Here is a 21,659-nt window from a genome sequence, read left to right as displayed (position 1 = left end):
CAGCGTACTGACCGGGCGCCCTAATCGCCCACTTCCGGTGCACGCGCATAGCGGGCCAGCGCCTCGGGAGTGAACACCGCCAACCCCAGCTCGGGGTTGTAGCCATGAATCTCCTTGACGTCGAGTTCGGCCAGGAAGTACAGAATCTCCTTGGAGATCACCTGGCCGGGAACCAGTACCGGGAAGCCGGGCGGGTACGGCACGACGAAGGTTGTCGAGACCAGGGTCTTGCCGTCTGCAACCCGGCGGCCGGCGTCGCCGAGCAGCACGTGCTCGCGGTCGGCCTCTTCGTAGCCGCCGTAGAACGCCGCACGCATGTCGCCGATCGGACTGGTGCCGCCGGGACGAAAAGCCGGCGCGAACGCACTGAAGTCGGGCAGCGGCGGCAGGTCCTCGGTGATCTCGGTGACCCGGCGGCGCAGCAGCGCGCGGTCATCGGTGCTGGCTGCGTTCCAGGCGCGGTCGAGTTCGCCGGCGACCCGACGCAGCGCGTCGAGCAGGTAGTGCACGCTGGACCAGGTGACGCCGATGGTAAAGATCAACAGCACCGAGTTGATCGAGGTCTTGTTGATCTGAATTCCGAACCGCTGCATCAAGATCTTTTCGCGGAAGTCGTAGCCGGTCATCCCGGTCTTGCCGACATTCAGGGTGACCCGGGTGGGGTCGAGGACGAACTCGTCGGAGCGCCAAGCCTCATTCCACTCCGCCAGCGCCCCCTGGCGTACCTCCCGGTAGGAGCTGACGGTCGATTCCCGGAATCGGTCGGGCACCAGGTCACTCTCGTCGAGGATGTGGAACCACTTGCTGATCAGCCGGTCCTTGCGGACCCGATGGCGAAACACCAGCGCCATGTCGTAGACCCGCCGGACCATGTCGAAGCCTTCGATGTCCACCTGTCGGCGGGCCAGGTCCAGTGAGGCCAGCAGCTGCTGGTTCGGCGAGGTGGAGGTGTGAGTCAGAAACGCCTCGGCGAACGACTCGCGCGCCAGCGCGTTGAAATCCTGGTCCCGGACGTGGATCATCGATGCCTGCCGCAGCGCCGAGAGCGACTTGTGGGTCGAGTGGGTGGCATACACCCGCACCCGCGCCGACGGGTGCGGCAGCAGCCGGTGCTCGCTCCACTGGTCGCGATCGATGCCTTCCATGCTGTCGTGCCACGCCTGGTACTCCTGGGCGTAGTGCGCCGAGCCCAGCGTGGCCTCCAGACCTTCGGCGGCGACCATCGCGGTGCGTTGCCGCGCCCACGGCACCGCGGTCGCAAACGCGTACCAGGCCTCATCCCACAGGAAGCAGATGTCGGGCTTGATCGCCAGGATCTCCTCCATGACCCGGCGGGGGTTGTAGACGACACCGTCAAATGTGCAGTTGGTCAGCAACAGCATTCGGACCCGATGCAGCTGGCCGGCGGCCTCCAGGTCGAGCAGGGCACGTTTGATGGTGCGCAGCGCCACCGCCCCGTAGATCGCGAACGGCGCCAGCGGATAGGCATCCAGGTACAGCGGGTACGCGCCGGCCAGCACCAGCCCGTAGTGGTGCGACTTGTGGCAGTTTCGGTCGATCAGCACGATGTCGCCGGGCCGGGTCAGGGCCTGCACGACGATCTTGTTGGCGGTCGAGGTCCCGTTGGTGACGAAATAGGTGTGGTCGGCGTTCCAGGTCTTGGCGGCCTTGTTCATCGCCACCCGGATGGTGCCGTGCGGGTCGAGCAACGAGTCGAGTCCGCCGGAGGTGGACGAAGTCTCGGCCATAAAGATGTTGCGGCCGTAGAACTCTCCCATGTCCTGCAGCGAGCGCGAGTTGAAGATGCTGGCGCCGCGTGCCACCGGCAGCGCGTGGAACTGCCCGACCGGCTCGGAAGCGTAGGCGCGCAGCGCATCGAAAAACGGTGTGGCGTAGCGCTTCCGGATGCCGGCGAGCACGGTGCTGTGCAAGTCGGTGACGTCGTTGAGCCGATAGAAGCTTCGGTCGTAGACGTCCTGCTCGTCTTCGGTGTCGGCGGCAATCGATTCATCGGTGAGCAGGTACAGATCGATGTGCGGGCGCAACAGGCGCATCCACTCACCGCATTCGATGGCGTCGCGGCCGCAGCCGATGCTCGTGGGGTCGTCGTCGACGCCCAGCAGGGTGGTCATCAGCGGCACCCGGTCGCGTGAGCGCAACGGCAGGTCGTGCCGCACGATCGCAGCCTGGATCTCGCCGTTGAGGGCGACGGCGGTGACAGCATCCTCGACACTGGACACCACCAGCAGTTCGATCTGCACATCGTCATCGGGGCTGCGCAGTCGGCGCAGACTTTCCACCAGGCTCTCGGGTATATCCGGCGGTGAGTCGTCGGCCAGCAGCACCGTGTAGAACTGCTGCTGGCGGGCCTGGGCCACCAGTTCCTGATCAGACAGCGGCAGGCCGAGATCGAACAGCGCTGCCCGGTCGCCGTAGTCCGACAGCAGCCGCACCACCAGCGACACCCGCTCGGTCAGCGACACCGTCGCCATCGACTCCAGGTAGCCGCGGAAGGCCGCCAGGTTCGCGCCGCCGGGGAACAGCCAGTACCGCTCGTAGGCGCCGAGCCGGTCGAGCAGTCGCTTTACCCGCGCGGCTTCGTGGGTGGTGTCCAGGCCGGCCCGGTTGGCCTCGGCCAGGTGCCGGCAGGCGTCGTCAAGCAGGTTCCAGGTGTCGACCCGCGAGTACGACGGGTTGGCTACCGCGGCCAACGCCGATACCCGCAGTCTCCGATTCGGTGCGTCCCAGCCCTCGCCCATAGGGCAAGTGTGCCCGTGCTGTGGCGGCGCGGGGCCGGTTCAGTCCGCTGAGTCGGACTCCGGCTGCCCCTCGGCTTCGACATCGGCGTCGGCGTCGGTGGCTATGTCGGTGACCAGAGGCGCTGTGGTCCCCCGCACCGCCAGCGAGGCGGCCCGCAACTGCGGCGTCACCAGCATCACCTGGCCCAGCACGCCATTGACGAACCCGGGCGATTCGTCGGTGGACAACTCCTTGGCCAGCTTCACCGCCTCGTCCACGGCGACCGGCTCCGGGACGTCGTCGGCATGCAGCAACTCCCAGATCGCCACCCGCAGGATCGCCCGGTCCACGGCCGGCAGCCGCTCCAGTTTCCAGCCCTGTAGGTGCGAGGTGATCAGGTCGTCGATGTGGGCGGCGTGCTCGGTGACCCCATTGGCCACCGTGACGGTGTACGGATGCAGCGGCGACACGTCGGGCTGCTCACTCGCCAACGCCGTTCGCAGCTCTGCGCCTTGGGTCGGGGTCAGTCCCCGGGCCTCAGCCTCGAAGAGCACGTCGACGGCACGCTTACGGGCCTGGTGCCGGCCTTTTACCGGCTTGCCAGCAGGCATGGTCAGGAGTTGACCCGTCCCAGGTAGCTGCCGTCGCGAGTGTCGACCTTCAGCTTGTCTCCGGTGTTGATGAACAGCGGCACGTTGATCTGGGCGCCGGTCTCCATGGTGGCCGGCTTGGTGCCCGCGCTGGACCGATCGCCCTGCAGGCCAGGCTCGGTGTGGGTGACTTCGAGCTCGACGCTGACGGGCAGCTCCAGGTATAGCGGCGCTCCGTTGTGGAAGGCGATCTGCACCAGCATGCTCTCCAGCAGGTAGTTCGCCGAGTCGCCGACCAACGATTCGGGCAGCGGGTGCTGCTCGTAGTCCTCGCTGTCCATGAACACGAAGTCATTGCCGTCGCGGTACAGGTAGGTGGCGTCGCGCCGGTCCACGGTGGCGGTCTCCACCTTCACGCCGGCGTTGTAGGTCTTGTCCACGACCTTGCCCGAGACGACGTTCTTGAGCTTGGTGCGCACGAAGGCCGGACCCTTGCCCGGCTTGACGTGCTGAAACTCGGTGATCTGCCACAACTGGCCGTCGATCACCAGTACCAGCCCGTTTTTGAAGTCAGCAGTTGAAGCCACGGTCGTTCACGTCTCCTAGAGAATGGTCAGTTCCTTGGGGAACCGAGTCAGCAGGTCCGGGGCCTGCCCGGCAGTACCAGCGACCACAAGCGTGTCCTCGATACGGACCCCGCCACGATCAGCCAGATAGACGCCGGGCTCTACGGTCACCACAGCACCGGCAAGCAGTGTACCGTCGGCCGCCGCATTGATTCCGGGCGCTTCGTGAATCCGCAATCCCACCCCGTGACCGAGGCCGTGACCGAACGTCTTGCCGTAGCCGGCCTCGGTGATCACGGTGCGCGCGGCCGCATCGACCGAACGCAAGTCCGCACCCGGTTGCAGTGCCTCTCGACCGGCGCACTGCGCGGCCTGCACCACCTGGTAGATCTCCCGCTGCCAGTCCGCGGGCGGCCCCAACACGAAGGTGCGGGTCATATCGGAGTGGTAACCGGCCACCAGCGCGCCGAAGTCGATCTTGACGAAGTCGCCGGCGGCCAGCACCGCGTCGGTGGGCCGGTGGTGCGGAATCGCCGAGTTAGGGCCCGCCGCCACGATCGTCTCGAACGACGCGGCGTCGGCGCCGTGGTCGAGCATCAGGGCCTCTAGCTCCCGGCGCACCTCACGTTCGGTGCGCCCCGGCCGCAGGCCGCCGCGCTGCACCAGATCACTCAGGGCCGCGTCGGCGGCCTCGCAGGCCCGTCGCACCCACGCCACTTCGCCGGGGTCTTTGACCTCGCGCAGCGTCTCCACGGTGTTCGAGGCCCGCACCAGCTCGACGGTGTCTTCGACCCCGCACAGCGCCGCCGACAGCGCCTCGAAGCCGTCCACGGTCACCACGTGAGCCTCGAAGCCGATGCGGCGCGCCCCGGCCGCCGCGGCCTGCGTGACGAGGTGTCGGGGCCCGCTGCGTTCGATCGCGACCTGCAGGTCGGGGGCCTGCCGGGCAGCCTGCGTGCGGTAGCGCCCGTCGGTGGCCAACACCGGCGCCCGCTCGTCTGCATAGACCAGCAGCGCCCCGGCCGAACCGGTGAATCCGGACAGATAGCGCACGTTGATCAGGTCGGTGACCAGCATCGCGTCCAGGTCTGCGGCGCGCAGCTCGGCACCCAGACGCGCCCGACGGGAGGAATGTGTCACGCGGTGTGACGGTACTCGCTACGCTGTGGCCCCATGAGCAAGTGGTTTCTGCGCGGGCTGGTCTTCGCTGCACTGATGGTCGTGATCCGCCTCATCCAGGGGGTGCTGATCAATGCCTTCGAAGCGCAGGCAGGTCTGATCAGCTTGGTGTTGATGATCTTGTTCGCGATCGGCGTGTTCATCTGGGGCCGGTCGGACGGCCGTGAGGACGCTAAAGCCCACGCCGACCCGGACCGGCGCGATGACCTCGCGATGACCTGGCTGGGTGCCGGGCTGGTCGCCGGGCTGCTTAGCGGATTCGTCGCGTGGGTCATCGGCCAGTTCGACAAGGCGCTCTACATCAGCACCTTCTTCAACGAGCTGACCAGCTTCGCGGCCTTCACCGCGCTGCTGGTGTTCGTGGTGGCAGTGGCCGCGGTGGCACTGGGGCGCCGCGCCATCGACAAGGAGTACGAGAAGCATCCCGAACGCCGCCCGGTACCGGCCGCCGCGGAGGAGAGCCAGCCGGCGACCGACGTGTTCGCCACCGTCGGCGCTCCCGCGCTGGCCGCCGAAGAGACCGGCGCCGTGCAGACCGAAGCCGCCGCGCCGGCTGCCGAGGCGACGCTGGACGGCCCCGCCGGTCTTTCTGGAGGCTTCACCACCGAAGAGTTCCCGGCCGACACCGACGCCACCACCGAGTTCCCCGTGATCGAGGACAACGGCGGCGCCGAGACTCAGTCCGAGAGCGCGGTATCCGAAACCGAGTCGCCGGAAGACTCGGCCTCCGACGACTCGACCAAGTAGCGCAGCGCCAGCAGGTAACCGCGTACCCCGAAGCCGACGATCACGCCGTTGGCGATCGGGCTCAGGTAGGAGTGTCGCCGAAACTCTTCGCGCGCATGCACATTGGAGATGTGCAGCTCGATGAGGGGGGCGGGCAGCTCGGCGCAGGCGTCGCGCAGCGCCACCGAGGTGTGGGTCAGGCCGCCGGCGTTGAGGATCACCGGTTCGGCGGCGTCGGCTGCGGAGTGAATCCACTCCAGCAGCTCGGCTTCGCTGTCACTTTGGCGCACCACGACGTCGACCCCGAGTTCGGCTGCTTCCTGCTCGATCAGCGCCTGTAGATCCGCATAGCTGGTGCTGCCGTAGACATCCGGCTCACGCCGGCCCAACCGCTGAAGGTTGGGACCGTTGATGACGTTGATCCGGTTCATCGCCGCTCCAATCGGAATCGCCGACCCACCTCATCGTAGGCGGCCGCCAGCAGCATCGGGTCGGGCCCTTCCAGCCGGCCCGGCTTCGCCAGACCGTCGAGCACCACGAACCGCAGCACGCCTGCCCGAGTCTTCTTGTCCCCCATCATGTATTCCAGCAGCGCGGGCAGCGCATCCTCGTAGTAGCTGACGGGCAGCCCGAGCGACAGCAGGATCGAGCGATGCCGGTCCGCGGTCGCGTCGTCGAGACGTCCGGTGATGCGGGCCAGCTCTGCGGCGAACACCAGACCGACCGACACCGCGTCTCCGTGGCGCCACTGGTAGTGCTCCAACGCTTCGATGGCGTGCGCCAAAGTGTGTCCGTAGTTGAGGATTTCGCGCAGATCCGACTCTTTTTCGTCGGCGGCGACCACCTCGGCCTTGACGGTGATGGCACGCTTGATCAGCTCGCCGAACACCTCCCCGGACGGATCCATCGCCGCCACCGGATCGGCTTCGATCAGGTCGAGGATCACCGGATCCGCGATGAAGCCGGCCTTGACGATCTCCGGCATGCCCGCGACGATCTCACGTTGCGGCAACGTCTCCAGGGTGGCCAGGTCGACGACGACGGCGGCGGGTTGGTGGAACGCGCCGACCAGGTTCTTGCCGGCTTCGGTGTTGATGCCCGTCTTGCCGCCGACCGCGGCGTCCACCATGGCCAGCAACGTGGTGGGCACATGCACGATCGAGATGCCGCGCAACCAGGTCGCCGCGGCGAATCCCGCGACGTCGGTGGCGGCGCCGCCGCCGAGACTGACCAGGGCGTCGCGGCGGTCCAGGCCGATGCGGCCCAGCACGTCCCAGATGAAGCCGAGAACCTGTAGCGACTTACCGTCCTCGGCGTCCGGGATCTCGATGCGGTGCGCCTCGATGCCCTTGTCGGACAGGTAGGTTCGGATGCCCTCCGCGGTCGCTTCCATGGTCGGCTGGTGCAGGATCGCGACCTTGTTGCGCCCGGCGAGCAACCCGGCGAGATCACCGAGCAGGCCTTTACCGATCACCACCGGGTAGGGCGGGTCGGTAGCCACCGTCACGGTGATCGGCTCGGGAATGTCGGTCACTTGCGTCCTCCGGTCTGTCGTGCGGCCAGCGTGGCGGGTGTGGGTGGGGTAACCGGCGGGGCGGCAGGGCCTGTTGCCGCCGGTTGCGGGTGTGCTCGGCCGGTAGGGGCGTCAGCGTCCAGCCGAGACACGATATAGCGCACCACTGCACCTGGGTTGCGCCGGTTGGTGTTGACCCGGATCTTGGCCAGCCTGCGGTATAGCGGCACTCGCTGCGACATCAGCTCACGAAACTTCTCGGCCCGACCGGGACCGGCGAGCAGGGGCCGCACCGTGCTGCCGCTGGTACGCCGTACGCCTTCGGCGGCGCTGATCTCCAGGAAGACCACCATGTGTCCGGCCAGCGCTTCGCGTACCCCGGGGGTAGTGACGGCTCCCCCGCCGAGCGACAGCACGCCGGGATGCTCGGCCAGCGCCTCCCGAATCACGTCTTCTTCGATGCGACGGAATTCCGGTTCGCCATCGGTGGCGAAGATATCGGCGATGGTGCGACCGGTGCGGGCCTCAATGGCGGCATCGGTGTCGAGCATCTCGACACCGAGGGCCTTGGCCAGGCGCCGTCCTATCGTGGACTTGCCCGCCCCGGGCAACCCCACCAGAACCGCTCTGGGCGCCATCACCGCCACCGACGATGCGGAGCGGAGCGACGCGGAGAAGGGGCGGCGTGCATACGGCCTACCCCGAGGCCCGTTCCTGGCCGCCGGCCGGCACGCGGTCGGCGACCGAACGCCGGTAGGCCTCGATGTTGCGCCGGGTCTCGCTCAGCGAGTCGCCGCCGAACTTGTCCAGCGCGGCGCGGGCCAGCACCAACGCCACCATGGCTTCGGCCACCACTCCGGCAGCAGGCACCGCGCAAACATCGGAGCGTTGATGGATCGCGACGGCTTCCTCGCCGGTGGCCATGTCGACGGTGGCCAGGGCGCGCGGCACCGTAGAGATCGGCTTCATCGCCGCACGTACCCGCAGCGGCAGACCGTTGGTCATACCGCCCTCGAGCCCGCCGGCCCGGTTGGTGGAGCGCACCACACCGTCGGGTCCGGGGTACATCTCGTCGTGGGCCGCGCTGCCGCGCCGGCGAGCGGTGGTGAAACCGTCGCCGATCTCGACGCCCTTGATCGCCTGGATCCCCATGATCGCGGCAGCCAGTTGACTGTCGAGCCGGTCATCGCCGCTGATGAAGGAGCCCAGACCGATCGGCAGGCCCGACACGACCACCTCGACCACACCACCGAGGGTGTCGCCGTCGGCCTTGGCCGCCTCGATCTCGGCGATCATGGATTCCTGGGCGGCCGCGTCGAAGGCACGCACCGGGCTGGCATCGATGGCGGCCAGGTCGGCCGGTTGCGGGACCGGACCGTCGTACGGGTCGGAGGCGCCGATCGAGATCACGTGGGAGATCACCTGAACGCCCAGCGCCTGGTCCAGGAATGCCCGCGCGATGGTGCCCGCGGTGACGCGGGCGGCCGTCTCGCGTGCGCTGGCACGTTCGAGTACCGGGCGGGCGTCGTCGAAGCCGTATTTGAGCATGCCGGCGAAGTCGGCGTGGCCGGGCCGTGGCCGGGTCAGCGGCGCATTGCGGGCGCCGCCCTCGCTGTCCAGCACCGCCGGATCGACCGGATCGGTCGACATCACCGTCTCCCACTTGGGCCATTCGGTGTTACCGATCTCGACGGCGATCGGGCCGCCCAGGGTGATCCCGTGCCGCACTCCCGACAGCACGGTGACCGCGTCGGCCTCGAACTTCATCCGGGCCCCGCGGCCATAGCCCAGGCGCCGGCGAGCGAGCTGATCGGCGATGTCAGCCGAGGTGACGGACACTCCGGCGACCATGCCCTCGACCATGGCTACCAACGCGCGACCGTGCGATTCCCCGGCAGTTATCCAACGCAACACGTGTCCCATCTTCCCATGCCGGTCAGGTCCGCCCGGGCTTGGAGGAGTTTACGGTTGCACACACGGGCTGCTCAGTGCAGCGACAACCGGGATTCGATCTCGGCTCGAGATCCGTCAGCCGGGTTCAGGAACCGTTTTTGAGGATCAGGTAGGTGACGGCGTCACGGCCGTTGCTCGGCGAGGTCACCGCATTGAGCTGACTACCGGCATTGCCGACCACCCCGTCGAGAATCCGGTCGAAGTCCTCCGCGGAGGTCTCCGGGTCGATCAGCACTAACGGCGATTCACCAGGAGGGACAGCCGAACTCGGGTCCAGCAGGTAGCCGCCAAAGGAGTCCGCGTTGGCGGCCGAGGTCTGCGCAAACAGGTCCAGCCACTGCACGGTGGCGTCGTTTCCTTCTGCGCTGGACAGCTGAATCGCCGGAACCTGCACGTCAGGCAAGGACGGTGATGCCATGTTGCTGGCAAGGACGATGCCGCCACCGGCAGCAACCGCAGCAGCTGCCACACCCCCAACTACAGCTCGCTTCACGGTCACCCCCTCTGGCTACGCACCGGTCAGCAGCAATTCAATACGATCGATGCTACCTAATAATGGGCTGAGCGGCAAACGTTTTCTGGCAAGGTCACACGCGACGTTAATTTACGTTCCCTGAACATTACACCGCGGAACGGCCGCCGGCACGCCCCTGTTCACCACCCGCCCAAGCCCGCCGCCAGGGCGCTGGCCAGGCACATCGACGGTCCGTGCGGCACCGTGCGCCCGCGGCCGGAGGTCGCCACGAACAGCCCCCACAGCCCGGTCAGCAGCGGTGCGGCCAGCGCGGCCAGCAGCCACACGTCGGCACCGAAGGAACCGGTCAGCGCCCCGAGCGCGACGGCCAGCTTGACGTCGCCGGCACCCAATCCGGCCGGGGCGATCAGATGAACGACCAGATAGACCCCGGTGAGAGCCGCCGCGCCGGCCAGCGCCGCCGGTCCTCGGCCTACGGCGACAGCCACCGCCGGAACCAGCACCGCCGCAGGCAGCGTCAACCAATTCGGCAGTCGGCGCTGCCGGATGTCGTAGCCGCTCAGCAGCGTCAGCCACGCCAGCACTGAACCCGCCGCCACCACTTCCATGGCGTCATGCTCAGCCGAGGTCAGCGACCGCGCAAGTCATCTCCGCGCGGGGAGCGGGCCGACCGGTGAACAGCTCAACCTGGGTGAACGCTTGATGCAGCAGCATCTGCAGGCCACTGATCACGGTGCCGCCGGCCGCGCTCACCGCTGCGGCCAGCGGTGTGGGCCACGGGTTGTAGATGGCGTCCAGCAGCACAGGCACGCCGGCCAGGACCGGCGCATATCGAGCGGCGACGTCAGCCGGCAATGTACTGACCAGTACCGACGCGTCGGTGGCCGCCATGGCCAAGTCGGGGCTATCGAGCGCGCAGAAGCGAGCCGGCACACCGACTTCGGTGGCCAACGCCACCACCCGCGCGGCGTTGTCGGCGTTGCGTGCGGCCACCGTGATGTGGCGGGCGCCCAGTTCGGTCAGCGCTACCACCGCGGCCGGTGCGGTGCCGCCGGAGCCCAGTACGATCGCCGACCCCGACACCGAACCGAGCGCCCCGCTCACCCCGTCGACATCGGTGTTGTCGGCCAACCATCCGGTTGCGGTGTGCACCAGCGTGTTCGCCGAGCCGATACGTTCGGCGCGCCGGGTGCGTTCGTCGGCGCACGCCAAGGCCGCGAACTTGCCCGGCATGGTGACCGAGACGCCGACCCATTCCGGCCCGAAACCGGCGACCAGCGCCGGCAGCTCCTCGGCGCCGCATTCGATGCGTTCATAGGTCCAGCCCACCAGACCGAGCGCACGGTAGGCCGCCAGATGCAGTTGCGGTGAGCGCGAGTGGGCGATCGGCGAACCGAGCACCGCGGCCCGGCGCCGTCCGGGGTCAGCGGGAGCTGTCGAGGACACCGTTGTCCAGCGCCATCTCGATGTTGTTCAGGTGCTGCTGGTAGTTATGCGTGAACAGAGTGGTGCCGTCCTTGTCGACCGTCACGAAGTACAGCCAGTCGCCCGGTTCGGGGTGCTCGGCGGCATGCAGGGCGTCCATTCCCGGTGAGCAGATCGGGGTGGCCGGCAGACCGTCGGAGGCGTAGGTGTTCCACGGCGTCACCTTGGCCCGGTCGGCGTCGGTGGTGGCCACCTCCTGGCGGTCCAGCGGATAGTTGACCGTCGAGTCGAACTCCAGCCGCTGCGGCTCCCCCAGCCGGTTGTCGATGACCCTGGCCACCTTGGCGAAGTCGTGCGGCAGCGCTTCGCGTTGCACCAGTGAAGCCACCACCAGCATCTCGTAAGGCGTCATGCCCAACTGCACGGCGGTGCCTGGCAGGCCGGACTTGTCCAGCTCCGCGCTGCTCTGGCTGATCAATTTCGACAGCACGGTAGGCGCCGACGCGGTCGGGTCGACGTTCCAGGTGCCCGCCGTGATCAACCCCTCGATGCGTCGGTGGTCGCGCCCCAACTTGCTGACCGGTCCCAAGGCCCACTCGGGCACCGACAGTGCCTGCGGCGTCTCGATCTCCGCGGCGCGACGCAGATCCTGGGCTTTAAGACAGGTGCGGTCACCGTTGAGGTCCAGGCAGCTGGCCTCGGCGATGAGGGTGAACACTCCCGGCGTCACCCGATCGGTCTTCATGTCAGTGGTGTCATCGAGTTGACGGCCCTCCGGAATCACCAGCTTGCCCACCCGATTCTCCGGATCGGTGAGCTGCTGCACCGCGGTGGCCGCCGGGATCTCGGCCCGCAACCGGTAGAAGCCGGGCTGGATCGCCGCGATGGCGGAGTTGCCCTGCGCGGCGCTGAGGAACGTTCCGACGTTGGCGATCACCCCCGCCTCCAACATGGTTTCGGCGATCGCGGTGGTGAAGTCACCTTCATGCACCTCGATCAACACCTGCTGGCCGCCGTCACCGCTGAAGTCGACGACGGGACCGCTGGAGTGCCAGTACTTGGAGCCCAGGAAGACCCCGGCGATCGCGACCAGGACGATCAGCGCCAGGCCAAGGCCCCGGGCCACCCGGCGGTGCCGGTTGTGCTGGCGCCGCCGCCGATTCTCCCGGGCCCGCTGAGTCCGGCTCATCCGGCGCCTCGGCGGCCCTACCGCTTCCGGTTTGGCCTTGTCGTAAGCCGTCCCACGTTGTTCGTCAGACATCGTTGTCCTCCGTCGGGGCCGGCACGCTCAGTGCCCGGCGCTGGTCGAGCCAGCTCTGCAGGATCGTCACCGCGGCGGCCTGGTCGATCACCGAACGCTGACGTTTGGCGCGCATCCCGGCCGCGTGCAGCGACCGCGCCGCGCTGACGGTGCTCAGGCGCTCGTCGGCCAGCCGCACCGGGGCGAGTCGACGCCGTTGGGTCAGCACCCGGGCCAGGTCGTCGGCCACCGCGATGGCGTCCTCGGCGGCCGAACCGGCCCGGTCGGCCAGGGTGCGCGGCAAACCCACCACTACTTCGACGACGTCGTATTCGTCGGCAAGGTCAGCGAGTCGGCGCAGGTGCGAGCCGGAGGCGTGTCGTCGCACAGTCTCCACCGGGGTCGCCAACAAGCCGTCGGGGTCGCTGCACGACACCCCGATACGCACACTGCCCACATCCACCCCGAGCCGTCGTCCGCGGCCGGGATCGTCCGGCCCGCCGGGCCGGTCCGGGGTGCGATGGTGGGGTGAAGTCACGCCGGCGCGCTCCGGGCGACCGCTGCGCGGACCGCCGCGAGCGCGGCGTCGATCCCGGCGGAGTCTTTACCGGAGCCCTGCGCCAGATCGGCCTTGCCACCGCCACGGCCAGACACCGCCGCCGCCAGATCCTTGACCAGATCATCGGCACGCAACCCGAGCTCTTGTGCGGCGGCGTTGGTAGCGACGACATACGGAACGCTGCCTTGCGAATCCGAACCATTGGCGATGAGCGCCACCACAGCCGGCGCCTCACCCAGCTTGCCGCGGATGTCGCCGACCAGCGAACGCAGATCGCCTCCGCCGATACCGCCCGACATCTGCTGCGCCACCAGGCGCACGTTACCGATCTGTTCGGCGCCGGCGGCGGCATTCGCGGCAGCCGCTCGGGCACTGGCCAGCCGGGCCCGGTCCAGCTCCTTCTCGGCGGCCTTGAGACGCTCGACCAGGTTTGCCACCCGGGCCGGCACTTCTTCCGAGGGCACCTTCAACGATGAGGCCAGCCCGGCCATCAGCGCCCGCTCCTTAGCCAGATGCCGGAACGAATCCAGCCCGACGTAGGCCTCGACGCGGCGCACACCGGAGCCGACCGACGATTCGCCCAGGATGGTGACCGGACCGATCTGCGCCGAGTTGTGTACGTGGGTGCCGCCGCAGAGTTCCAGCGAGAACGGCCCGCCGATCTCGACGACGCGGACCTTCTCGGGGTACTTCTCGCCGAACATCGCCATGGCGCCCATCGCCTTGGCCTTCTCGAGGTCTTCGGTGAAGGTGTGCACCTCGAAGTCGGCCTGGACCGCCTCGTTGGTGACCTCCTCGACTTGGCGGCGTTGCTCGTCGCTGAGCGCGCCCTGCCAGTTGAAGTCGAACCGCAGATAACCGGGCCGGTTCAGCGAGCCGGCCTGAACCGCGTTGGGCCCCAACACCTGCCGCAGAGCGGCGTGCACCATGTGGGTGCCCGAGTGGCCCTGGGTGGCACCCTTGCGCCAGCCCTGGTCCACCGCTGCGGTGACGGTGTCACCCTCGACGAATTCGCCGGACTCGACGTTGACTCGGTGCACGAACAGCGTCTGGGCGATCTTCTGCACGTCGGTGACGGTGGCTTGGGCGGTGCCGGCACTGATAGTGCCGGCGTCGGCGATCTGCCCGCCGGCCTCGGCATAGAGCGGGGTGCGGTCCAACACCAGCTCGACGCGATCTGCCGCCACGTCCTCGTGCGACACCACCGGCACCCGCTTGCCGTCCACGAAAATGCCCAGGATGCGGCCCTCGGTGGTGAGCTCGTCGAACCCGGTGAACTCGGTGGGTCCGGCGTCGATCAGCTCCCGGTAGGCGCTCAGATCGGCGTGGGCGTGCTTGCGCGCGGCGGCGTCGGCCTTGGCGCGCTGTCGCTGCTCGGCCATCAACGTGCGGAACCCGGCCTCGTCGACCTGCAGACCTGCCTCCGAGGCCATCTCCAGGGTGAGCTCGATCGGGAACCCGTAGGTGTCGTGCAGCGCGAAGGCGTCGCTGCCGGAGAGCACGGTGACCCCGGCTGACCGGGTGGCTGCCGCCGCATCCTCGAACAGCTTGGAGCCCGATGTCAGGGTGCGGTTGAACGCGGTCTCCTCGGCGACCGCGATCCGGTTGATCCGGTCGAAGTCGGTGACCAGTTCGGGATACGACGGGCCCATGGCGTCGCGCACGGTTGCCATCAGGTCGCCGACGATCGGGCCCTCGATGCCCAGCAGCTTGGCCGAGCGGATCACCCGGCGCAGCAGCCGGCGCAGTACGTAGCCGCGGCCGTCGTTGCCGGGGCTCACGCCGTCGCCGATCAGGATGGCCGCGGTGCGGGAGTGGTCGGCGATGATCCGGTATCGCACGTCGTCGGCGTCATTGCCGGTGTTGTAGCCACGCGGCGCGCGGGTGGCGACCAGGTCGATGACCGGGCGAACCAGGTCGGTCTCGTAGACGTTGTGCACGCCCTGAAGCAGGAAGGCGACCCGCTCGATACCCATGCCGGTGTCGATGTTCTGGCGCGGCAGCGGTCCGAGGATCTCGAAGTCCTCCTTGGAGGTGCCCTCGCCGCGCTCGTTCTGCATGAACACGAGGTTCCAGATCTCGATATAGCGGTCCTCGTTGGCGACCGGTCCGCCGTCGACACCGAACTCCGGGCCGCGGTCGTAGTAGATCTCCGACGACGGGCCGCAGGGTCCGGGGATGCCCATCGACCAGTAGTTGTCGGCCATCCCGCGGCGCTGGATCCGCTCGAGCGGCAATCCCGCGATCTCCTGCCACAACGCGATGGCCTCGTCGTCGTCGAGATAGACGGTGGCCCAGATCCGTTCGGGGTCCAGTCCGTAGCCGCCGTCTTCGACGCTGCCCGTCAGCAGCGTCCAGGCCAGCTCGATCGCCCCGCGCTTGAAGTAGTCGCCGAAGGAGAAGTTCCCGGCCATCTGAAAGAAGGTGTTGTGCCGGGTGGTGATACCCACCTCGTCGATGTCCGGCGTGCGGATGCACTTCTGGATGCTGGTGGCGGTGGCGTACGGCGGGGTGCGCTGGCCCAGGAAGAACGGCACGAACTGCACCATGCCGGCGTTGATGAACAACAGGTTGGGGTCATCCAGGATCACCGAAGCGCTGGGCACCTCGGTGTGGCCCGCTTTCACGAAGTGATCGAGGAAGCGTTTCCTGATCTCGTGTGTCTGCACTATCTATCGCTTCCCGCCGTCTCGTCCGTTTAGACGGCACTACAGTACCGGTCTGCCGATCGCGTTCTCTGGAGGCAAGGATCCTCAGGTGGCGCCGGCGCCGACAAAGCTCAAACGCACACTTCGGCGAGGGTTATCGCGGTTCAGGTCGACCAGGACCACCGACTGCCAAGTCCCCAGTAGCGGTTCACCGTCCGCCACCGGCACCGTGATCGACGGCGCCACGATCGCCGGCAGCACATGATCCGCGCCGTGTCCGGGCGACCCGTGCGCGTGCCGGTAGCGGTCGTCGCGAGGCAGCAGCCGCTCCAGCGTGTCGACCAGGTCGGAGTCAGAGCCGGCGCCGGTCTCGATGATCGCCACCCCGGCCGTCGCATGCGGCACGAAGACGTTGCACAGCCCGTCACCGTGGCCAGCGCAGAACGACCGCACCTGCTCGGTGAGGTCGACAGTGCGACTCCGCGAGGTATCGATGTCGAGAACTTCGGTGTTCACCAGCTCCAGGGTAGGGCCCGTTCCCACCGCGAGCAGACAGAGAATCGCACGATCTAGGCCCTCAACGCGCGACTCTGTGTCTGCTCGCGAGGAGGGCCTCACGGTGTTCCCCGAGCACGAGCACCATTCGCTGGAAGACCATCAGGAACTGGTCCAGGCACCGACTGATCGCGACTCTGAAGCCGCGCGCGCCATCGCCGAGCAAGACGTTCTGGACGCCGGAGGCTCACTCGCCGACTGGCTGGGCCAGACCGGCTCCGCCGACTGATACTGCGTATTTGCTGGTAATACCCGCCGCGGCCCCTGGAAGCGGCTGCTGCTGCCGCCCCACATCGCTTACCCTCGCCTGAGATTTTCACTAGTCGATGCCGTGCCACAGCTGACGACCAGGGGGCGCGAATGTCAGGGAAGAAGTTCCACCGCTGCACTGCAACCGGAATCGCACTGCTCGGCGCCGGGCTCATCGCCCCGATCTCGGCACCGCCGCACGTTCTGCCGCTCCTCATGCCGAACATCACGCTGACCGCCCAAGACATCGTCATCGACATCGTCCGGCACGCTGAGGACGCGGCACCCGCCAACGCGCGCGTCCCGTTCTCCCCCGAGTTCCCCGGAGCGGGGATCAGCGACCTGGGCAAGCAACAGGCGGCCGACACTGCCAACCAGATCTACGGCGACGTCGGCGGGCCAGGCCACGTCGCCGGCCTGTTCTCGGGGCCGGACACCGACGCCCAGGAAACCTCGGTGCCGTTCGCCAAGCTGGAGGGGATGGACCCGCAGATCCTCAACGGGATCGTCGAAGTCGACGGCGGGATCTTCGCCAACCAGTCCTCGCTGAGCCCCGGCGGCCTCTATTACGACGCCGCGACGGTGCTGTGGATGTTGGGACTGGTCAATACCTTCCAGATCCCGGGCGCCCACGAGTACAACGGGGTGGTCGTCAACGACAACTACACCGCATCCGTCGACACCATGTACCAGACGGCGATGGCCAATCCGGTCGTCAGCGACGACGGCAAGATCACCGACGTGGCGTTCAGCAGCGAGGCCGCGACATTTATCTGGACCATGCTCAACGTCAAGAATCCCGATCCGATGGCACTGATCGACACGGTGATCGCCTCGCTGAAGAACGGCGGGCTGCCGGCGTTGATCCCCAACGCCGGGCTGGTCCAGGTCGAGGGCAATCCGACCGACGGCTGGACGCTGCTCAGCTGGGCCGGCCTTGCCGTCCCGGAGAATCCGGGCGTGCTGGGCAATCTGTTCCTGCTCTGGCGCGACTTGGCGCTGCCGCCGCAGGTGGCGTTCGACCACGTCCTGGATGCGCTGGCCTCCGGCGATTCGAGCACGGTCACCGCGGCATTCCAGGACGGCCTGACCGGCATCTCGACGGCGCTGGACGCAATTCCCGACACGCTGAACAACCTGTTCGCCGACCTGGCCGCCGGCACCTGGTGATCAGCGCCGGCGGATGATCGCTCGCAGCCGCGCCAACCGCCCGCCGATCTCGCGTTCAGCCCCCCGCCCGGTGGGCTGGTAGTAGTCCACACCCACCAGATCGTCGGGTGGATATTGTTGCGGCACAACCCCGTCGGGATGGTCGTGGGCGTAGCGGTAGCCGACCGCATTGCCCAATGACTGCGCCCCGCCGTAGTGGCCGTCGCGTAGGTGCGCCGGTACCGCCCCGGCCTTGCCGGCCCTGATGTCGGTCATCGCCGCGCCCAGCGCGGTGGTCACCGCGTTGGACTTCGGTGCGGTGGCCAGGTGCACGGTGGCGTGCGCCAGCGTCAGCTGCGCTTCGGGCATGCCAATCAGCTGCACGGTCTGCGCGGCGGCCACCGCGGTCTGCAGCGCGCTCGGATCACCCATGCCGATGTCCTCACTGGCTAGGATCATCAGCCGGCGGGCGATGAATCGCGGGTCCTCCCCGGCGACCAGCATCCGGGCCAGGTAATGCAGTGCGGCATCGACATCGGAGCCGCGCACTGACTTGATGAACGCGCTGATCACGTCGTAGTGCTGATCACCGTCGCGGTCGTAGCGCACCGCGGCCTGATCCAGAGAGCCCTCGACGATTTCGACGGTCACCCGTTTGCCCGCCTCGGCCGCCACTTCCAACGCGGTCAGCGCTCGGCGGGCATCTCCGGCCGCCAGCCGGACCAGCAGGTCGACCGCGTCGGGCGCCACCTCGATGCGTCCGCCCAGGCCGCGCTCGTCGTCGATGGCCCGGCGCACCACGGTGGCGATGTCCTCGGGCCCCAGCGGCCGCAGTTGCAGGATCAGCGACCGGCTCAACAGCGGGGCGACCACCGAGAACGACGGATTCTCGGTGGTGGCCGCCACCAGCAGCACCACCCGGTTCTCCACCGCGGCCAGCAGCGCGTCCTGCTGGGTCTTGGAGAAGCGGTGTACCTCGTCGATGAACAGCACGGTCTGCTCGCCGTAGGCGGCGGCACGTCGCGCGGTGTCGATCACGGCGCGCACCTCTTTGACCCCGGCACTCAGCGCCGAGAGCGCCTCGAAGCGGCGACCGGTGGCGCCGGAGATCAGCGAGGCCAGCGTGGTCTTGCCGGTGCCGGGCGGCCCGTAGAGGATGACCGAGGCGGCCCCGGAGCCGTCGACCAGCCGGCGCAGCGGGGAGCCCTGCCCCAGCAGGTGATCCTGGCCGACCACCTCGTCGAGGGACGCCGGACGCATCCGCACCGCCAGCGGCGTGGATGGGGCGACGCCGGGCCCATTCGATTCGGGTGCCGGCGCACCGGTGAGGTCGAACAGTCCGTCGGACACGCCTTCAGGCATACCATTCCCGCCTGAACACCGTGGCGTCAGCGGTGCACGATCACGCCGCGAATGTTTTTGCCGTCACGCAGATCCTGGTAGCCCTCGTTGACCTGCTCCAAGGTGTAGCGCCGAGTGACCAGCTCGTCGAGTTTCAGCTGACCGGCGTCGTAGAGGCGCAGTAGCCGCACGATGTCGTACTGCGGGTTCGCACCACCGAACAGCGTGCCCTTGATCGTCTTGCCGAACAGCGCCAGCATGGTGCCCGACACCTGCACGTCGAGGTCCTCCAGCCGTGCCATCGCCGCGATGACGACGGTGCCGCCCTTGCCGACGGTGTTGATCGCGGCGGTCGTGACGGCCTCACCGAGATCGCCGACGGTGATCAGCGCCTGGTCGGCCATCTGCCCCCAGGTCAGCTCGGCGATCTTGGTCATCGCCTCGTCGGCGGTGGCGAACGCGTGCGTGGCGCCCAGTTTCAAGGCGGTCTCGCGTTTGAACTCCACCGGGTCGACGGCCACCACGTACTTGGCGCCGGCGTGCGCGGCGCCCTGCACGGCGTTGATACCGACGCCGCCGATGCCGTAGATCACCACGGTGTCCCCGGCGCGCACCCCGCCGTCGTAGTTAGCGGTCGCCCAGCCGGTGGGCACCCCGCAGCCGGCCAGCACCGCGGTCTCCAGCGGCAACCAGTCGTCGACCTTGACCACCGAGTGTTGCGAGACGGTCGCGCGCTCGGCGAAGGTGCCCAGCATGCAGAACCCGCCGTAATCGGTGCCACCCGAGTGGAACCGGAACGTGCCGTCGGGCATGCAGCCCTCCAGGATGGTGGCCCCCATGTCGCACAGGTTCTGGCGTCCGGTCGAGCAGTACCGGCAGGACCCGCAGCTGGGGATGAAGCAGCACACCACATGATCGCCGGGCTTGACCTTGGTGACCCCGGGACCGACGTCCTCGATGATCCCGGAGCCCTCGTGTCCGCCGACAATCGGGAACCGGGAGGGCCAGTCACCATCGGCCAGGTGCAAGTCCGAGTGACACAGCCCGGCCGCAGTGAACTTGATCAGCACCTCACCCGGACCCGGCCCGTCGAGGTCCAATTCCATGATCTCGAAAGGCTGGTTGGGCGCATGCGCCACGGCGGCAATTGTTTTCATGCCTGCCATCCAACTCGCTCGGGTGGCCCTTCCGGCGCCGTTCGGTCGAATACAAAACGGGATGCATACCGCTGAGTAATATGTTTGACATGAGTACGCACAGCCTTCGCGATTTGCGGGCCCAGCTCGGTGCCATCGTGCGCAACGTCGCTACCTCCGGCGAAGAGGCCATCATCACCGACAGCGGAACCGAGATCGCGGTGATCATCTCGATGGCCGATTACGAGCGGCTGCATGAACACGCCGACGTCGTAGACGCGCTACGCCTGCAGAACCTGCGCGCGAATGCGTTCACCACCATGTCGCTGGGTGAAATGCTCGATGCCCTAGGCGTCAACGCCGCGGCGTTTGTCGCCTCGTGAAGGTCGTCTTCCACCCCGACGTCCTCAAGCAGTTGCAGCGGCTGCCGCGTGATGCGTTCGAGACGGCGCTGCAGACGATCATCGGACTCGCCGACAACCCGCGCCCGGCCGGAGCAAAAAAGCTGATCGGTGGCCACAATGACTGGCGGGTACGGTTCGGGCAGTACCGGATCGTCTACCAGATCGACGACGCCGCAGCCGCCGTCACGATCTTCACCGTTGCCAAACGCAGCGACGCCTACCGCTGATCAACCTTCAGGCCGGGGCCGTCACGAAGTCGATCAACTCCTCGACCCGGCCGATCAGCTCCGGCTCCAGGTCGGTCCAGTTCCGCACCCGGCCCCGAATGCGCTGCCAGGCCGCAGCGATATCGGCCTGACCGGCGTGCGGCCAGCCCAGCGCGGCGCAGATCCCGTGCTTCCACTCCACGTTGCGTGGAACCTTGGGCCACGCCTGCATTCCGAGCCGCTCCGGCTTCACCGCCTGCCAGATGTCGACGTAGGGATGCCCGACGATCAGGGTGTGCGCACCGCTCGGTCCGCGGCGCACCGCCTCGGCGATGCGGGTCTCCTTGGACCCGTCCACCAGGTGGTCCACCAATACCCCGAGCCGCCGGCCGGGCCCGGGCTGGAATTCGGCGACGACGCCGGCCAGGTCGTCGATGCCGCCGAGGTATTCGACCACCACACCTTCGACGCGCAGGTCCGCACCCCAGACCTGTTCGACGAGTTCTGCGTCGTGGCGGCCCTCCACGTAGATCCGGCTGGCCAGCGCGACCTTGGCGCGTGCGCCGCGCACCGCCACCGAGCCCGACGCCGTCCGGGCCGGCGCCGTCGGTGCGACCGGGCGAGGCTCGGTCAAGATCACCGGCTTGCCGTCGATCAGATAGCCCGGGCCGACCGGGAACCCGCGGGTGCGGCCGTGCCGGTCCTCCAGATCCATCCGACCATAGGCGATCCGCACGACGGCCCCGACGAAGCCGCTTTCGGCGTCTTCGACCACCATGCCGCGCTCTAGAGGCACCTCCACCGAGCGGACTCTGCGGGCGGCGTGCGGGTTGTCGGCGAGGATGTCGGTTCCATAGCGGTCGGCCACCCGAGGCAGCCTAGCGCCGATCGCAAGCCCGGCGGAGAGCCGGGCGCGGCGGGTCGGCGCCATCGACCTAGGGGCGTCCGGCCATGCCCCCGGGGAACCGGGTGCGCGATTCCGACGATTTTTTCTCGGCCAGCCCAC

The 21,659-nt window shown here is 68.0% G+C and carries 23 protein-coding genes; 5 read left to right on the top strand and 18 right to left on the bottom strand.

Translation table 11 applies throughout. The features are described 5' to 3' along the window. Positions 1–20: 20 nt before the first annotated feature. From NM962_13070 to NM962_13055, 4 genes are read right to left on the bottom strand one after another with little or no spacing between them, the layout of a single operon-like run. Positions 21–2,759, bottom strand: a complete 2,739-nt coding sequence (locus NM962_13070) for an aminotransferase class I/II-fold pyridoxal phosphate-dependent enzyme (GenBank protein UVO10948.1) — start codon at positions 2,757–2,759, stop codon at positions 21–23. Between the two features lie 39 nt (positions 2,760–2,798). Beyond that, positions 2,799–3,350: a transcription antitermination factor NusB gene (gene nusB / locus NM962_13065; GenBank protein UVO10947.1), complete on the bottom strand. Its 552-nt coding sequence runs from the start codon at positions 3,348–3,350 to the stop codon at positions 2,799–2,801. Between the two features lie 2 nt (positions 3,351–3,352). Further along, positions 3,353–3,916, bottom strand: coding sequence for an elongation factor P (gene efp, locus NM962_13060; GenBank protein ID UVO10946.1), 564 nt, complete (start codon positions 3,914–3,916; stop codon positions 3,353–3,355). A 15-nt stretch (positions 3,917–3,931) separates the two neighbouring features. After that, on the bottom strand, positions 3,932–5,035 hold the full coding sequence (locus NM962_13055) for a Xaa-Pro peptidase family protein (GenBank protein ID UVO10945.1): 1,104 nt from the start codon (positions 5,033–5,035) through the stop codon (positions 3,932–3,934). Between the two features lie 33 nt (positions 5,036–5,068). Between NM962_13055 and NM962_13050 the strand changes: the two genes are divergently transcribed. After that, the gene (locus tag NM962_13050; protein UVO10944.1) at positions 5,069–5,821 is read left to right on the top strand and encodes a B-4DMT family transporter; all 753 of its coding nucleotides are present in this window, start codon (positions 5,069–5,071) and stop codon (positions 5,819–5,821) included. Here the strand turns inward: NM962_13050 and aroQ are convergent. From aroQ to NM962_12995, 11 genes are all read right to left on the bottom strand, one after another. Then, positions 5,752–6,231 (bottom strand): type II 3-dehydroquinate dehydratase, encoded by a 480-nt coding sequence (aroQ, locus tag NM962_13045; GenBank protein UVO10943.1) that lies wholly within the window; start codon positions 6,229–6,231, stop codon positions 5,752–5,754. The two genes, NM962_13050 and aroQ, sit on opposite strands and share 70 nt — an antisense overlap. After that, the gene (gene aroB, locus NM962_13040) at positions 6,228–7,334 is read right to left on the bottom strand and encodes a 3-dehydroquinate synthase (protein UVO10942.1); all 1,107 of its coding nucleotides are present in this window, start codon (positions 7,332–7,334) and stop codon (positions 6,228–6,230) included. Before aroB ends, aroQ begins: the two co-directional genes overlap by 4 nt. After that, the gene (locus tag NM962_13035; protein ID UVO10941.1) at positions 7,331–7,951 is read right to left on the bottom strand and encodes a shikimate kinase; all 621 of its coding nucleotides are present in this window, start codon (positions 7,949–7,951) and stop codon (positions 7,331–7,333) included. Before NM962_13035 ends, aroB begins: the two co-directional genes overlap by 4 nt. Positions 7,952–8,009: 58 nt before the next feature. Next, positions 8,010–9,227 (bottom strand): chorismate synthase, encoded by a 1,218-nt coding sequence (aroC, locus tag NM962_13030; protein ID UVO10940.1) that lies wholly within the window; start codon positions 9,225–9,227, stop codon positions 8,010–8,012. 124 nt (positions 9,228–9,351) lie between these two features. Then, the gene (locus NM962_13025) at positions 9,352–9,735 is read right to left on the bottom strand and encodes a hypothetical protein (GenBank protein ID UVO10939.1); all 384 of its coding nucleotides are present in this window, start codon (positions 9,733–9,735) and stop codon (positions 9,352–9,354) included. A 185-nt stretch (positions 9,736–9,920) separates the two neighbouring features. Next, entirely contained in the window at positions 9,921–10,349 is a 429-nt protein-coding gene (locus tag NM962_13020; GenBank protein ID UVO10938.1) for an A24 family peptidase, read from the bottom strand. A 10-nt stretch (positions 10,350–10,359) separates the two neighbouring features. Continuing rightward, positions 10,360–11,187, bottom strand: coding sequence for a shikimate dehydrogenase (locus NM962_13015; protein ID UVO10937.1), 828 nt, complete (start codon positions 11,185–11,187; stop codon positions 10,360–10,362). Next, positions 11,165–12,427, bottom strand: coding sequence for an endolytic transglycosylase MltG (locus NM962_13010; GenBank protein ID UVO10936.1), 1,263 nt, complete (start codon positions 12,425–12,427; stop codon positions 11,165–11,167). Before NM962_13010 ends, NM962_13015 begins: the two co-directional genes overlap by 23 nt. Then, positions 12,420–12,944: a Holliday junction resolvase RuvX gene (gene ruvX / locus NM962_13005; GenBank protein ID UVO10935.1), complete on the bottom strand. Its 525-nt coding sequence runs from the start codon at positions 12,942–12,944 to the stop codon at positions 12,420–12,422. Before ruvX ends, NM962_13010 begins: the two co-directional genes overlap by 8 nt. Beyond that, positions 12,941–15,634 (bottom strand): alanine--tRNA ligase, encoded by a 2,694-nt coding sequence (alaS, locus tag NM962_13000; protein ID UVO10934.1) that lies wholly within the window; start codon positions 15,632–15,634, stop codon positions 12,941–12,943. The genes ruvX and alaS overlap by 4 nt, the downstream gene beginning before the upstream one ends. Positions 15,635–15,718: 84 nt before the next feature. After that, positions 15,719–16,129: a secondary thiamine-phosphate synthase enzyme YjbQ gene (locus tag NM962_12995; protein ID UVO10933.1), complete on the bottom strand. Its 411-nt coding sequence runs from the start codon at positions 16,127–16,129 to the stop codon at positions 15,719–15,721. Positions 16,130–16,205: 76 nt separating this feature from the next. On the opposite strand from NM962_12995, the gene NM962_12990 reads away from it, so the two are divergent. Continuing rightward, positions 16,206–16,397, top strand: a complete 192-nt coding sequence (locus NM962_12990) for a hypothetical protein (GenBank protein ID UVO10932.1) — start codon at positions 16,206–16,208, stop codon at positions 16,395–16,397. Between the two features lie 131 nt (positions 16,398–16,528). Then, positions 16,529–17,587: a histidine phosphatase family protein gene (locus NM962_12985; GenBank protein UVO10931.1), complete on the top strand. Its 1,059-nt coding sequence runs from the start codon at positions 16,529–16,531 to the stop codon at positions 17,585–17,587. Here NM962_12985 and NM962_12980 read toward each other — a convergent pair whose 3' ends face one another. Together NM962_12980 and NM962_12975 are read right to left on the bottom strand one after the other, a co-directional pair. Next, the gene (locus tag NM962_12980; protein UVO10930.1) at positions 17,588–18,928 is read right to left on the bottom strand and encodes a replication-associated recombination protein A; all 1,341 of its coding nucleotides are present in this window, start codon (positions 18,926–18,928) and stop codon (positions 17,588–17,590) included. Between the two features lie 26 nt (positions 18,929–18,954). Beyond that, on the bottom strand, positions 18,955–20,064 hold the full coding sequence (locus NM962_12975; GenBank protein UVO10929.1) for an NDMA-dependent alcohol dehydrogenase: 1,110 nt from the start codon (positions 20,062–20,064) through the stop codon (positions 18,955–18,957). Between the two features lie 89 nt (positions 20,065–20,153). Between NM962_12975 and NM962_12970 the strand changes: the two genes are divergently transcribed. Further along, positions 20,154–20,426 (top strand): type II toxin-antitoxin system Phd/YefM family antitoxin, encoded by a 273-nt coding sequence (locus NM962_12970; protein ID UVO10928.1) that lies wholly within the window; start codon positions 20,154–20,156, stop codon positions 20,424–20,426. Further along, positions 20,423–20,674 (top strand): type II toxin-antitoxin system RelE/ParE family toxin, encoded by a 252-nt coding sequence (locus tag NM962_12965; protein ID UVO10927.1) that lies wholly within the window; start codon positions 20,423–20,425, stop codon positions 20,672–20,674. Before NM962_12970 ends, NM962_12965 begins: the two co-directional genes overlap by 4 nt. Before the next feature lie 7 nt (positions 20,675–20,681). On the opposite strand, the gene NM962_12960 is transcribed toward NM962_12965, so the two are convergent. After that, the gene (locus NM962_12960) at positions 20,682–21,521 is read right to left on the bottom strand and encodes a DUF3097 domain-containing protein (GenBank protein ID UVO10926.1); all 840 of its coding nucleotides are present in this window, start codon (positions 21,519–21,521) and stop codon (positions 20,682–20,684) included. Positions 21,522–21,659: the final 138 nt, after the last annotated feature.

The sequence above is a fragment of the Mycobacterium sp. SVM_VP21 genome, assembly GCA_024758765.1.
In the GTDB taxonomy this organism is placed as follows: domain Bacteria; phylum Actinomycetota; class Actinomycetes; order Mycobacteriales; family Mycobacteriaceae; genus Mycobacterium; species Mycobacterium heraklionense_C.
The sequence above is the reverse complement of the archived record's forward strand: the minus strand, read 5'-3'. Positions and strand labels throughout refer to the sequence as shown.